The following is a 14,734-nucleotide window of genomic DNA, read 5'->3' on the forward strand; positions in this document are numbered from 1 at the left end:
TTTTATATGGCAACTTCAGACTTCTCTCTTAAAAACCATAATGTAAAAGCTTTTGGTCAGGATGCAGCACTTGTCATTGAGATGAACAATGAAGATGTTAGCTCATCAAAACCTTCACCTTTTTCAAATGAGATTGATAATTATTATCTTACATTGCACGTCGCTCCGAGGAACGCCAAAAAAGATTATGACTGGGGCTCAAACCGTTCTGTACTTCTAAAATTGTCGACGAATGAAGTTATGCAGATGGCATCTGTATTTCTTAGAATCATGCATACTTTAAAAATTGATAAGAGGAAAACCTCACATCATGGCCACGTCGTATACAAAAATATAAGCGTTACCCCAAACGAGAGGGGCGGTTTGTTGTTATCAGCAGGGATAGTTCCAGTCGATAAAGACGGCTTAAAACCCTTCATGCACATGGTCCCCGTCTCACAAATGGACTGCGTTAAAATTGGCCTCTACATACTTGGATATCTTGCTCAAAAAACGCCTTGGGTAAGCTCCGAGTCTATAATTACCGCGCTTCGCTTATCTGAAGCCAAGAATTCAAAATAGCGTATTAACATACGGAATACATGGAAAAATACAGGTTTTTTTAAATATTATACGAACGGATATTTCTGTTTTTCATCGTAAAGTGAGTTTAATTTTGCTCAGAAAAACAGGTATTCGTCATGAGAAAATCAGGTTTAGGTTTAGCCCTGTTGTTTTCTTTAATTGCTCCGATTAAAGCGGTCTATGCCGAAGCGATTATGATTTCAGGAAAGCTACAGGCTGATTTGCCAGCCGTATCCTTTGACCCGGGGCCGGGCGACTTTGTTGCATACGTTAATTCTAACACTATCACTGCCTCAGGTGCAGGCACAGCCTGTAATGTAACGGTTGATGATCGAGCGACTTCCTCTGTTGATAACCTCGTTTGTTTTTTTGAGTGGTTACCCAATACCTTGGGATTTACTTCTAACGGTTTCACTCTTTCAGGCGTTCCCAACACCACCGGTGATTTAAAACTACCTTACAAGATTTCTTACTTCTCTGGTTCTGAACGGAAAAAAGTTGAAATAGTAAAAGGTGAATATTCAATCAAAAGTGTGGCACCGGTAAAACCTACTATCACCGGTCTTAAATCATCCCTGAACGGATTAGTCTATGACGGCTTTTCTTTCAAATCGTATTTAAAGGATGAAGCGATCAAAGATATCGCTGTTTCTGTTGAGCCCCGCAATTATATTCAATACATCTCAATAGGTTCAGGCTCCGCCTGTGAAGTTCCTATTGGCGGAACTTCCTGTACCATTGAAGTTGGAAGCATTAAGGCCAGTGATACAGATGAACTTTTGGGTTCACGTGATATCACAATTACAGCAAACTCTAAGAATAATTATTTCGCACCTCCTGAATCCAAAAAGCTTGTTGTTAACTGGGATTATCGGCCTCCTGTAGTAGACCATACACTTTGGAATTTTACCGATGAGGCTAAAACAATCAAAGTAGGTGGCCAGGACATCTATACCGGAGCCAAAACCGTTGCTGTGGCCGTTAAGGTACCCCAGCAAGAAACAGAAGGTGAATGGTGGCTCCCAACAGCTATGTCGCTCACTATGACTCCGGATGGCGTGTTTAAACCGACGACTAAAGTGACTTTAGATGATGGCACTGAGATTGATTTCAAACAGTCCTGGGCAACCCCTTTACGTAGAACTTTACAGCCGGTAAGTGGACCTCAAAAAGTCGGTGATGAGTACCTCTATATCTTCGACTTAACGGATCTTATAAACGGGTCCTACGCAGCGACTTTTACAGTAGAAAATACGAGCAAAAACTCTTCTACGTACACTGAGCCTGAAAGCAAACTGATGCTGTCTGATAACCCAACGCTTATGGTTCTCAAAGATGGGCAGGTATTAACTAAACGAGCACCCGTATACTTCCTGAACGAGATTATCGTTGCAGCTTTCCAGGGGCAGGCTGGGGTTGCTGACATAAAATCAGTAACAATAGACAACAAAGTAGTTTCGTTAACACCTACAAATTATAGAGGTATTTACTACCTGCCGGTTGGAGACGATTTAGCAGTTAATTCGGATCACGAGATTACTGTGGTGGCTGAAAACCTTTATGGAAAAAACGTTAATTTCAGTACCGTTTTCACTTATCAACCTACTGGATTCACTCTCAAGAATCTGGAAAAAAACGTAACTCTTTACTCGCGTGTACGTCAGTATACGGACCTGCTTAGTCAAACAGCTGGTGATAAATGCACTCTGTTTACCACAGAGGAAAATGCGAATGCTTACCTCGCCTGGTATGGGGAAAAATCAGATGTTACAGCATGCTACCCTCAGTGGAACAATGTCCCTGATGGGTTGGAGTTCTATTTTAAAGGACGTACCCCGGGTCTAACTGGATTCTTTAATAAAACAGGTGAGAATCTGCTCGACTATCAAGTCTATATGATTAACGGGAAGGGCTCTAAAGCGGTATCCGCAAGGAATCGCCGTACTCTGACCACACAATTACCATACAACCCGATCATCTCTTACAAAAAGAATAAAGTCATAGCTGGCATCAATCCGAACACTGCTCTGGCTTATACGACCGGGGGGGAGGCCGCTCGAATATTAGCGAAGGTGGTACCAGCTGACGTTACGATGATCGTCTCTCAAAACGGCTCTGAGGCTGTCAAAACGTCATTTAAAAATCGTTCCTCAAACAACGATGCAACGACCTTTGTACAAAGGGTTAAGGTTGCTGCTGCACCATTGTGGACAAAGAACGTCTTTGACATAGCTGTAGAATACTCAAAGGATCCAGAATTAAGAACTACAGACACACTCAACGTATATACGGTGCCTGATTTCAATATTCGAGCATCGATGGAAGTGGATGACAGAAAAACAGCCACATCTCTTGAAGTGCCCTTAAAGGTAACAGTGGGGCGTTATAACAACTCCACACGTAAAAGTGCATTTGACCGTAAAACAATGGGAGAATGGGACGTCACGATATACTCGCAAAAAAGTGTATACGGCAAAGATCCAGAAACAGGCCGTTATAAAACTACATACGAAAGAACTGCGCTGACTGAAGCATTGCCGGTCAATGATGCGGGCATTGTCGAAACCAAGATTAAAATTGAAAATATGGATCTGGGTAATATGCGTCTGGTTGGTGTGGCTAAGGTCAGATCGCCATTCTCTGATTTTGAAATGAAACGTGAGACCAGTGCTGTAGGCATTCGAATCTATAAAGGTGAGGAACTGGAGGGTAACCTGTCGAAAAGCCTTATTATCGGAAGGATCCCACTTAGTACTCTGGTAAGCTTCAAATCTGCCAGTACTGCTAACTCTGACGCACTTGCCCCCACCGAATGGCAGCAGTCCTCTGATAATGGTCAAACCTGGAATATGCTTTCCGACATGACCGGAAAGAGAAGTGTAAGTATCAAAAAGACAGAAGTAGGAAAGTGGCTTTATAGGGCAAAAATGACCAATAAATTCACATCTAAGGTTTCCTACACAGATGCCTTAACGGTAGTTACCTACAAGCAGCCTAAGCTCAGTATAGATGTGACAGACATTCTTCAGGGCTCAGATGTACCTGTAACCCTGCTTGATAACGATGAGCCTATACCAGCAGGCACCGCTGAGGTTCTCTGGTCAGAGGATAAAGTCAACTGGGTGCAGGGAGATACAACTTACACTGTGGCTTCAGCTGATACCCTACCGTCTACGATTTATGCCCGGATGCGTTACCTTGATTCCGATGAACTGGCAGAGGAGTCTTCATGGAAGGAAACGTCTGCTCGGTTGGCAGCCGCAAAACCCAAGCGCCTTTCTGTCTCGGTAACGGGGGTTTCTAAGGTAGAGGTTGGTCAAAAAGTTACTTTGGAAGGTAAGTTCACGAACCCTAACAGTAAGTACCAGAATGGTAATAACGTAGTTGAAGAATGGAAAACACCGGATGGCCAGACATTTAAAGGCTCTACACTGTCTGTTACCCTTACTGAGCAAATGTTGGATAAACAGGGATATGCTGCTTTTGAATACAGTGCATGGTTAGCGGACAATAAGGAGAATACGGTTTCTACCCGTAGAGTTTCTGTCAAATCGTGGGTTTATAAATTCCCCGAAATGAAAATAAGCTCCAAACTTAAATACGACATGGCACCGACCACCCTACGCGTTGCGTTGAGCGGTATTAAGGATGGAGACTATCCTGGTGTTACTTATTCCCGAGAATGGATTTACGACAAAGAGAATCTGGTAATCACTAAAGATGAAGGTGACACCAAAGAATTTACAATTGAAAATCCTGGCAAATATACATTGATGGTTGTTTTCAAAGATAACCGCAACAATGAACAGCGTATCGAAAATACCTTTGTTGTCGATGAACAAACGCCAATGAACGTTGAGATGACACCCAAGTTCTCTAACAAATATATGAGAGCTCCACTCGATGTAACCTTAAGGTCAAACATCAAGCTATCTCATTCGGCGGACTCGATAGATACGGTCACATACAAGGTGAACGGTGAGGTAATACCCAGCGGCAAAAATTATTGGGCTCAACTGATTTCGGGTTTAAAAGAAAAGAAATACGAGATCACAATTGATGTTGTTAGTAAACTTGGACAGAGAGGTTCAGCATCTGTTGAGTTTGATGTCGTTAAAAACGCAGTGCCTAATTGTACATTGAGCTACACGGAAACCAACCTAAGCTGGAGCTTTACCAATAAATGTGATGATACTGATGGAAAAATGGTTAGATATGAATGGTTCATCAACGGCGAATTAAGGAACGTTTTCGGTAGTACGGCTACACTTTCTAAAAACCTTAACCGTGGTAAGCAGGACATAAAAGTAATTGCTTATGATGATAGTGGAGACTTTGCAACGCAGCACGTGACAGTTTTCGGACCGGCTGAAGAGGCAAGTAAGTCTGAAAACACTGTATCAATACCAAGCAGTGAGTAATAAATTTTTAAATATAAAGCCGGGACATTTTGTCCCGGCTTTTTTATGCCCAACAATTGGACCTTTGAAAAATTAATACCGGAAAGTAACTTTGCTACAAAGGTATCTTTCATGGCCGCTAACAAGGCTGCGTCTACATGCTGAGAAATTAACATCCTTATAGGTTAATATTAGGTTAGTTTGCAGACTTCCGAGCGTTGAAAAACATGGATAATAGTTACTTGGATAGAGGTGTATCTACTTAGTAAAAATATTCTTCAGTGCTAGTGAGAAAAATATGAGCGACTACATACCTAAAAAGAGAGGGCTGCTTATACTGGATTGGTATGTCCCCATTAATATTTTATTGCTGATTCTCGTTATGTGTGTCTTTTTCACCCGTTATACATTTGGATACGGTTTATTGAATGGGTGCCTGCCTGCTGATTTTTATATGATTGATCATTCGGATAAAACTATTAAAACTGGTGAACTCATAGCTTTCAACATGCCGAAATCGGTTCGTTTTATCCCAGAAAATGAACGAGTCATAAAAATTGTTGCCGGTGTGGGCGGTGACAAACTCAAAGTAACAATGGATGGGGTTTATAACGGGGACAAATTTTTTGAAGCTAATGCACGTCGTATTTCAAAGAAATACAGTATTCCGTCCATTTTGATTGAAAAAGAATTGATAATTCCTGAAGGCGAAGTTTTCCTAATTGGGCAAACCGATCACTCATGGGATTCCCGTTTTTGGGGAACAGTAAAGCTGAATTCAGTAATTGGGAAAACATATGCGATCTTTTAATGTAAATAAAAAATATTTACCAATACTTCCTGGACTTGCGTTATGTGCAGTTTTAAGTAATACAAATGCAAGCACTGAGTATCAACATGATGCTGACCTAATCGCTCAGCAAGCAAAAGGGCTTGGCGCTCAGGCTAAAGGTGCACAGCAGCCAGATGGGGCTCTTAGCCTTGATGCTACGCTAAATTCACCAGATGTGCAGAAGTACATTGCGCAAGCTGAAGCACTCAAAAAAAACCAGGACCTGAGCAGGCAAACAAACCGTGGTTACGTGCCCGGTATGAATGCGGATAGTGTTCAAGCAGTTATAGACCATACCCAGGCTATAAGGGCCCAAAGTAATAACTCTGATGCTGTCAACGATATAATTAGAAGACGTGATGAAATTCAGGAAAACGCCAGCCTTAATGAAGCGGCTCTGAAAGCTGTGGAAAATAAGCCGGAAGTCATGCGAGGACAATCTAAAAATATCGAAAAATTGTTTGGTTCCTCGGGCATCACAGCTGCTGACTTCGAAAGAAAAATGGATAGCACACGTGAAGAAGCACTATCAACTGAAAATGGTATAACGATCTTTGCTTCATTTAGCTTACCGGATTATGTACTGGAAGACCTTTTACGTACGGCCTCAGAGCATAAAGCTCGTGTAGTTTTCAATGGTCTAAAGAAAGGAACTACTCGGCTACCAGAGACACAGGCAGCAATAAACCAAATGATTGTCAAAGGAAAATTTGAATCTCCTTTGATTACAATTGATCCTGATAGCTTCAGTCAGTATCAAGTAACTCAAGTACCGACAATTATTTCTCGGGAGCAAGCTCGTTTTGCAAAAATGGTAGGGTCCTTCAACGTTGAGTTTTTTCAGCGAGAACTTGCTAAAAAACCCGATCAGGACATTTTTCCTGTTGCTGGTACGATTTATCCCGTTGAAGAAAAGAGCATCATTAAAGAACTGGAAGAACGCGCACAAAAATATGACTGGGAAGGTGCAAAAAAAAGGGCCGTTGCGGACACCTGGAAAAATCAATGGATGGTCGATCTCCCTCCTGCCCAGGAACACAAAGAATTTTTAATTGACCCTACAGTGAGGGTCACTCAGGACGTAAAAGATAAGCAGGGCCGTGTAATAGCTTCCGCCGGTGAGTTGATTAATCCACTTTCGAGATTTCCTCAAAACCTGACGATGATAATTTTCGATCCACTCAATCCGGGCCAGCTGGTATGGGCTGAGCAGCAGTATCGACAACGTCTGGGTAGTGGAAAAGTAATGCCAATGTTTACCCGTATCCAAAAAGATAATGGATGGGATCACCTAAATGATTTACGTGAAAAATTTAACGGTAAGGTGTTTAAAGTAAACGAACAGATTATCTCACGCTTTCAGATTAAAAATACACCTGCGCTTATAACTACTGACCAAGATAAATTCCGGATCACCCTGTTTAGCGAGGCAGAAGTCCGTGGAATCGGAGCCCCAAATCTTTCAGAGGAAAAATAATATGAAACTCGGATTTATTATAGGCGCTCTCTTTGCAACATGGCTGACGCTAAATTATCCGGACCAGATGAGAAGTTATTTTACCAAAGCCGTCGACTATATCGAAAGTGTTGCAACATTTATTACATCCAAGTGAGCATGATGGTGAAAAAATTCAAAAAGTTACTTTTAGAGTTCATTGTAGCAGTTATGCTTTCGCTTTCTATACCTGGTATGGCTATGGCAGCAGATGCTGGAGTCCCTGGGGCTATGTGTCAGTCAGCTGGAGTGTGGCAGGGCTTGATTAAGAATATCTGTTGGAGCTGCATTTTTCCCATGAGGATAATGGGCATAGGGGCTGCTCCAGAAGGCGCTGCACCTTCACGTCCGGGTTGCTACTGCACAGATCAGAACGGCGTACCGGAAATAGGTTGGCAATTGAGCTTCTTTCAGCCGGTGAAGATTGTAGAAGTTGTAAAGAGCCCCTGGTGCAGCCCCTTTCTTGAAGGCACGATGCTTCAAAAATCGCAGTTTGATATTGGTAAAAGCAACACTAATCAGCCAATGACAGCAACTGAAGCCGGATTTTACGATGTTCATCTTTGGGAGTTCCCAATCATGACAATGCTCAAATTACTGATTATTGGCGAGTGCACTGCTGAACCCTATATAGATGCCAGCCTGACCTATATAAGCGAAGTGGACCCTATGTGGGAAAGTGATCTGCTTACACTCGTCCTGAATCCCGAGGCAGTAGTTTTTGCAAACCCAATTGCCTCAATGGTGTGCGCTGCTGACTGTGTAGCAGTAACAGCAGGAAAGGATAATCTCGCTGCATACTTTTGTGCCGGATGCGATGGCAACCTTTACCCATTAACCGGCCACATTTACGCAAATGATGACGCTGTAAGGACGAGTTCACTGATTACCCAGCGTCTTCTGACAAAACTACATCGCCAAGGCATGCTGATGCGAACGATGGGAGCAGACGCAATGTGTGAGAAAACGTGGGAATACTTTACACCACGTTCCCAGTATCGGCTTTCAATGCTTTTCCCTACTCCTGAGGCGAAGGGACCGGATTGCTGTCATCGTCTTGGTGATTCGGTACACGACTGGTCAACCCTTAAAGGTGGGCGCAAAAAAATAGGCAACGATAATTATGTCTATATGTTGTGGCGTTACAATGACTGTTGTGTTCGCTACGTTCCAGGCGTTTGATTTCTAAGGAGAAAATAAGTGAAACTTAGAAAAACAATCACCTCAGCGATTATTGCATCAATGGTTGCCAATACTATGAGTTGGGCTTTTTATGTCACACTCATAAACATGGTAATGACACCACGTGTTTACGCTGCTGACGCTATATTTGACCAGCTCGAAAATAATTTTAACCTTGCAAATCCTAACGCAAATCGCAATGCAACCACCAGTGCTCAGGACATTGTGGAGAAATACAAGAACGCGGATTCAGGCGAGAATGTCAGTGGGAAGATCACCGAGAAATACGTGGGTAAAGCCGAATCCGCTAATCTTAATCTCGGGAAGTATGGGGCAGGGAACTCTAATGAAAGTGTCATGAAAAATGCCGCATCCGATGGAAAGTCTATTGGTAGCGCCGTACAACTGCCGAGTATGTCTGGAGGGACAATCAATTCAAACTACACCAAGGAAGGGGCAAAGCTGCTCTCTCGTGATGCTAATGGCAACATTGGTATAAGCAGTAATCCCAATACTACTCCTGGAACCAAAACAAATACGGGAGAGATTTTCAGCTCAGAGCAAAAGCACAGCGATATAAAGTTCAACGCCGCAGATCGTTATGGGGATGAGGATGGCTTTGTTAACGATATAAAGAATCGGAAAAGCCAGTTATTTGATGCTCAAAGTTATGATGGCGTTGCCTACCGCACCCTCGTAAATGCTAACAAGGACAACCCGGCATCGTCTGTAAAGCCTAACGATCCCATGTTTACTGCGGGGAGAAATGAGATAACCAATGCTGTTGCTGGTACTGGAAACTGGCTTCAGAACTGTAATGTTGAGACCTCCAAAAAAACAGTAACCACACACTATCCTGATTACAAAGAGTTCTACTGTAACTCGCCTAAGCAAGATAACTTCAGCAGCTGCACGATAACTCGTGACTTCTCTGTTCCTGTATACATTTCAGGCGGAAACGGAGACATGTCGATGTGCGGCGATAATTGTGTGCGTATATGGTTTGGTCGCCGTGATGACAACTACTGGAGTGACGGGGTATTTGATAACGAACTGACATTAAAATTCCATCCGGATGCAAAATTGGCCTCAGCAAAGATTGTTAACGCGGAGTGGGATGACCACATGCGGGTAACACTTGATGGCACGCAGATTTTTGCTCACATAGATGGTGCATATCGAGAAAGTGACTATCCGGCTCCAAAGGGATCTTGGGAGTTAAAAAAATCGTGGAAACTCGACAAAGTATACGATGTAACTGAAAAGGTCAGAAAATCAGTTTATGAAGAACCTGATCGTGAAGTGACAATGGCATCCAGAGTCTGGGTTGGTGGGGGAGGTGAAGGGTACTTTGAGGTTGAGCTGACGTTTGAAAATATGAAGCTCGAAGATAAGCACGTCCAGGAACCAGCTGGTTGTTACGATGCTGTACAAACACCAAATACATTCTGCCGTTTCGATCGGTTTAAAGATATGGATGTTGGCACGAAGCGGCTTCCGGAAAGCGTGCTTTCTATGGCAAAGCCGCTGTATGAAGGCGATAAAGGCTTTCTTACCTGGAAGACTAACCTTGAAGGCTATTTTTGTGATCCATTGGCTAAAGACAAGATTTGCTCTTATGACGCCAGTGGGAAAATTATGAAAGACGCTAATGGAAAGGACCTCTGTTACAACTACGAAGAAATTAAGAGTATGCCTGATGCATGTAGTTCTTATAAAAATGATGCAGCATGTGTACTCGATAAACAAACATGTGCAGAGGGTTGGTTCGATGAGGGCACTAACAGCTGCTACATGTATGAACAGAAATACACCTGTGACAGAGGTAAGGATGTAGTTCGTGAGGTTGAATCTTCTACAAATGCCTGTGTTGGCATGATCCCATGTTCTGGAGGAACATGCGAAACTGGGCCAAAGGAAGAGAACAACGATTTTGGAAAAGTTGCGGCTTATTCAAACATGGTTCAGTACATGCAGGGCGAAGCCAAATGCGAAGACCCTAACGATGCCAATTCCTGTTCTGTCTTTGAAGGAAAACCTGAATGGTGTGGTCGTTCAGTAGGCTTTGTAAATGGCCTGGCAAAGACGGACTGCTGCGAAGCACCGCAGGGAACCGCAGGAGCACTTGAAGGTATCATGCTTGCCGGATCTATGATCAGAAACACTAACTGGACCAGAGTTAATGCTCAGCTAATAAAATGGACCGGCGGTGATACAGGTACATGGGCTTCTATGTCCAATGCGGTCGGTGAGTGGACTGCATCAGCTGGTAAAACAGTAGGGCAAATGTGGAACAATGTCACGAGCTCCTTAACGAGCGTATATGAAAACGTCGCTGGTAATCTAAGCAGGGCAGTTGGGTCTTCCGCAACTTCTGGAGGGGCAGGAGGTGCTGGCCAGTTGGCACAGGAAACAATGTCCAGCTTCGGTATAGGTCAGCTTAAGCAGATGGCAATGAAGAAAGCCTACGAATTGCTACCAGATACAGTTCGAGACTTTGTCTTTAAGAACGTTGCTACTACCGGAGGAGAGGTTGTCTTCTCGGCTGCGGTTCAAAACTTTATGCTTGCATTAAACGTGATCGGTTGGATTTATACAGCCTATCAGGTCACTAAAATGCTTTTAGAAATGTTGGTAGCATGCGACCAGAAAGAGATGGAAGCTTCTATTCATAAGAATCAAAAATCCTGTTTTACATTAGATACGGAACGATGCGTCAAATATCTGAATGTTGGTTTCACAAAGAAATGCGTTAAAAAAGCAACAGACATGTGCTGTTATAATTCCATGTTGTCACGCGTTATTATGCAACAAGCTTATCCGCAATTAGGAATAGACCCTGTCGCCTCTAATTGCGTGGGGCTATCAATAAAGCAAATACAGCAACTGGATTTCGATAAAATTGATCTGACGGAGTGGATTAATGATGCAGTTCAGGTAGGAGAAGTTCCTGATCAATATTCAAAATTCTCCGAAGAATCAATTGTGGAAAACTTACCATTCCAGAATGAGAACTATCAACTTCCATCAGAACGTACCAAGGAAGCAATGGGCGGTGAAGAAAATATGATAAAGGCCAGACAAGAAAATGCTCAGGCTATAGAAAGAGGAAAATGTAGATTGTAGCTATTTACCTCGACCGGCCATATGTGAGGTAGGTTCAACTACGCTGGATCCGGTTACGGGCAAGCAGTTGCCGAAATATTGAAGAAGGGGCCGTTAGGCCCCTTTTTTAATTACTTGGCTTTCAATGTTTTTTCTGGGAAGCCTTTTTTACCGTATTCACCGGTAAAGAGGTAATAATCTTTTCCGTTGATGGAGGCTGCAACACCCCCTGGAGTTGTTGTATTTGGGCTATCAGAACGGAAAATGATACCCGAAAAATCAGCGCTTGTTTCGTTTCCTTTAAATGGGATGAACACATAACGAATTACAGCGTAATCACCAGCGGGAAGGTTTAGCTGAGGAATTTCGGTTCCTGTTGCGGGGCGAATCGCCTGAAAGCTGTACATTGAATCTGTAGGGAAAACATCAGCATCAGGCTTAGAGGGCAGATCACAGGTACTCCATTTATTGACGACTGCCATATCAATTTTACATGTGGCCAGAGCTGCTTTCTGTTTTTCAGGGTTGTATCCAAATGAGGCCTGAGTTGCTTTTGTATGCTCAAAAACATACTTAGCTCCTTCACGTACCAAACTTTCATCATTGTAAGGCAATTTTTTTGGATTGGGGACGAACACTAGGTATTGATTGACCTGGATGTATTCGGCGTCAGAAGAACTGTACAAAGAGCCGAGGCTCATGATCCCAAAACCTTTTAGACCGCCTGTTACGTAGCCCATCGAACTATTGATGAGATACTTAGAAAGAAAGTTGTCGGCATCCCCTCCAGGAGTAACCTCTTGCTCCTTAAAATTAACGTCGAAACCAGCAAACGAATAGGCATTCTTGGCGACAGAATCATTTGCTTTAGCATGCCAGTACTGGCCGTGACTGTACGCATTCAGAGCGGTGCCTGGCGTAGTGCCGGTGTCACCGGCACAACCCGATAGGGAAAAACCAATGACGACAGAAGAGACCAGAGATACTAAACGTAAAAGTTTCATTTAAAGCCCTTTTTGTAATGTCTTTTGGAGATGGAACCATTATTCCATAGTCACGCGTTTCACAAACAACCTGATTGCATAAAAAAGGAAAAAAAGTGATTTCCAGTAGAACCAGCAGTACACAAGAAAAGCGCTTTTATAAAAATGTATAATTATTAAAACGAAGTAATGAGGTTGAAATGGGTAAGCCAACAGAAGAGCAAAGACCTGTTATCGAGAATGCTAGCGCAAACAATATGGTGATAGCAGCGCCTGGATCAGGCAAATCATTCACCATGATAGAAGCGGTTATATCGATTCTCAAAAAGTATCCATATGCAAGAATCGGGATGGTGACCTTTACTCGCGCTGCAACAAACGCACTTGCAGCAAAGTTACAAAAGCGATTGAGCAAGAAGGATCTTGACCGGGTGCTGGTGGATACTTTTCACGGACTCGTTAAGAAGCAACTGGACATGATTCGCTGGCCGGGAAAGATGTTGATAGGGCCAGCACAGAGATCTGTCATTCACCGGGCTTTGAAAGAATCCGGTGTAACGATGAAGTTTGCTGAAGCTGAATTCGTTATTGATGCTATCGGCAGAGAAATGGATACGGATGTGATTTCAGTTCGGCATAACAGACAACAGATCCATTTATTTAATACCTATCAGGCGTTATGCCAGAAAGACCATGTGGCGGACCTCAATGCTCTTTCAAAATTTGTTGTCGGTCAAATGCATTCGGGAAAAATGCGCACGTTAGATTTGACACATTTGATAGTAGACGAAGTTCAGGATACTGACTCTATACAATTCTCATGGATAGCATTGCATACAAGAGCTGGAGTCTATACGAGTATAGTTGGAGACGATGATCAGGCCATCTACTCCTTCAGATCCTCAGGAGGAGTCAAAATATTTCAACAGTTTGAAAAACACTTCAGACCTAACATATTTTACTTAAACACATGCTTTAGGTGTGAACCTGAAATTTTAGAGGTGGCCGGAGCACTGATAGGAAAGAATGTTTACCGTTATGCCAAAGAGTTACGCTCGGCAAAAAAGGGAGGAGGAAAGGTCACTTTTCGTTCATATGTAGATATGGAGGAACAGATACAGGGTATTTTAAGCCTTATAAATCAGGATCCACATGGATGGGCAATTCTAAGCCGCAATAATGCTCACTTGGATGAGCTAGAAAGTTTGATCGAACAGCCAGTAATTCGTTACGGAGGTAAATCATTCTGGGATGAAAAAGAAACAAGCGATGTGTTAAGCCTTATGGCCTTTTTCCGACAATCAAATGATCCTCGCTTAATGAAGAGAGTATTGGCATTGTTTGGAGAACAGGAATCAGTTTTGGATGATGTGGCATTGAGTATGAGAGGAAGAAAAGTTACTTTTGGCGACCTTGCCATCCCGGAGGACAGTTCTCTCGAAACAAAAACATTACATTCAAACTTCGTGCGCTTTACCCAGGAAAGTACTGATAAAGTTGAGATAGCAAAACGTTTCGCCAACCTTACGAAATGGATGGAATCGTCGTCAATCAAGATGAGGAGTAATAAAGGTACAGCAACCTTAACAAAAATTGCTTTAGACACTTGTAAACAGTGGGCAGAAAAGACTGGTTGGATGAATATGATCAATCGTGCTGCTGCAATGTCATTAGGCCCTAGGAAGAAGGACGAGGAATACAGCCCAGAGAAAGTAGTCCTATCAACCTTGCATGGTTCAAAGGGTCTTGAGTGGAATAAAGTAATAATAATGAGTTGTAATGCGGATCAGATACCAAGTAAAAGATCAGTTGGGGAGGAGGCAATAGAAGAAGAAAGACGTTTGCTTTATGTTGGATTTACGCGTGCAGAAAAGCAACTTTTTGTAATGTGGTATGGTGACCCTTCTTTCTTTTTAAGAGAATGCAGTGAAGAAAAGATAAAAGAAGCAGCTAATATTCGAATTTCTCCAGTTTATACAGAATAATTCGATATGGGCATTTACTTATGCTTAAAGCTATAGTATAAAAACAATGAGCTTAAATATCAGCTCCCAAATTTGAGTAACTTTGCTTAAAGTTACTTTCGCGTTAAGCGTTGATTTAGCCGTGAAAAGCGGCCAGCTTAAACAAGCTGTAAGACACCACCGGCAAAATGTCACCTTTGTCGCTGGTG

Annotated in this window: 7 protein-coding genes and 1 pseudogene; 7 read left to right on the forward strand and 1 reads right to left on the reverse strand. The window is 42.7% G+C overall.

The features are described from left to right. The first annotated feature begins 6 nt into the window (after window positions 1-6). The 6 genes and pseudogenes from HGD79_RS24450 (at window position 7) to trhN (ending at window position 11,681) form a co-directional block, all read left to right on the forward strand. Entirely contained in the window at window positions 7-561 is a 555-nt protein-coding gene (locus HGD79_RS24450) for a hypothetical protein (RefSeq protein ID WP_000235777.1), read from the forward strand. A gap of 119 nt (window positions 562-680) precedes the next feature. Beyond that, on the forward strand, window positions 681-4,985 hold the full coding sequence (gene rsp / locus HGD79_RS24455; RefSeq protein WP_001232107.1) for an IncHI-type conjugal transfer protein RSP: 4,305 nt from the start codon (window positions 681-683) through the stop codon (window positions 4,983-4,985). Window positions 4,986-5,262: 277 nt separating this feature from the next. Then, window positions 5,263-5,775 (forward strand): IncHI-type conjugal transfer protein TrhF, encoded by a 513-nt coding sequence (gene trhF, locus HGD79_RS24460; protein WP_001286759.1) that lies wholly within the window; start codon window positions 5,263-5,265, stop codon window positions 5,773-5,775. Continuing rightward, on the forward strand, window positions 5,762-7,273 hold the full coding sequence (locus HGD79_RS24465) for a TrbC family F-type conjugative pilus assembly protein (RefSeq protein WP_001256133.1): 1,512 nt from the start codon (window positions 5,762-5,764) through the stop codon (window positions 7,271-7,273). Before trhF ends, HGD79_RS24465 begins: the two co-directional genes overlap by 14 nt. 144 nt (window positions 7,274-7,417) lie before the next feature. After that, window positions 7,418-8,473, forward strand: coding sequence for an IncHI-type conjugal transfer protein TrhU (trhU, locus tag HGD79_RS24470; protein WP_181196458.1), 1,056 nt, complete (start codon window positions 7,418-7,420; stop codon window positions 8,471-8,473). A gap of 18 nt (window positions 8,474-8,491) precedes the next feature. After that, window positions 8,492-11,681, forward strand: a pseudogene (gene trhN, locus HGD79_RS24475) (IncHI-type conjugal transfer protein TrhN). 28 nt (window positions 11,682-11,709) lie between these two features. Here trhN and HGD79_RS24480 read toward each other — a convergent pair. Beyond that, a complete protein-coding gene (locus tag HGD79_RS24480) occupies window positions 11,710-12,582 on the reverse strand; it encodes a hypothetical protein (protein WP_000771832.1) in 873 nt (290 codons plus the stop codon). Window positions 12,583-12,761: 179 nt separating this feature from the next. On the opposite strand from HGD79_RS24480, the gene trhI reads away from it, so the two are divergent. Next, a complete protein-coding gene (trhI, locus tag HGD79_RS24485) occupies window positions 12,762-14,546 on the forward strand; it encodes an IncHI-type conjugal transfer helicase TrhI (RefSeq protein WP_042634277.1) in 1,785 nt (594 codons plus the stop codon). The last annotated feature ends 188 nt before the right edge of the window (window positions 14,547-14,734 follow it).

Origin of the sequence: Escherichia sp. SCLE84 (assembly GCF_012584495.1) — a bacterium.
Classification (GTDB): Bacteria; Pseudomonadota; Gammaproteobacteria; order Enterobacterales; family Enterobacteriaceae; genus ECMA0423.

Bases quoted from the DNA above. Each gene is read 5' to 3' on its own strand.
- HGD79_RS24480 (WP_000771832.1), bottom strand. From the start codon at position 12,582: ATGAAACTTTTACGTTTAGTATCTCTGGTCTCTTCTGTCGTCATTGGT.
- HGD79_RS24465 (WP_001256133.1), top strand. From the start codon at position 5,762: ATGCGATCTTTTAATGTAAATAAAAAATATTTACCAATACTTCCTGGA.
- trhF (WP_001286759.1), top strand. From the start codon at position 5,263: ATGAGCGACTACATACCTAAAAAGAGAGGGCTGCTTATACTGGATTGG.
- rsp (WP_001232107.1), top strand. From the start codon at position 681: ATGAGAAAATCAGGTTTAGGTTTAGCCCTGTTGTTTTCTTTAATTGCT.
- HGD79_RS24450 (WP_000235777.1), top strand. From the start codon at position 7: ATGGCAACTTCAGACTTCTCTCTTAAAAACCATAATGTAAAAGCTTTT.
- trhI (WP_042634277.1), top strand. From the start codon at position 12,762: ATGGGTAAGCCAACAGAAGAGCAAAGACCTGTTATCGAGAATGCTAGC.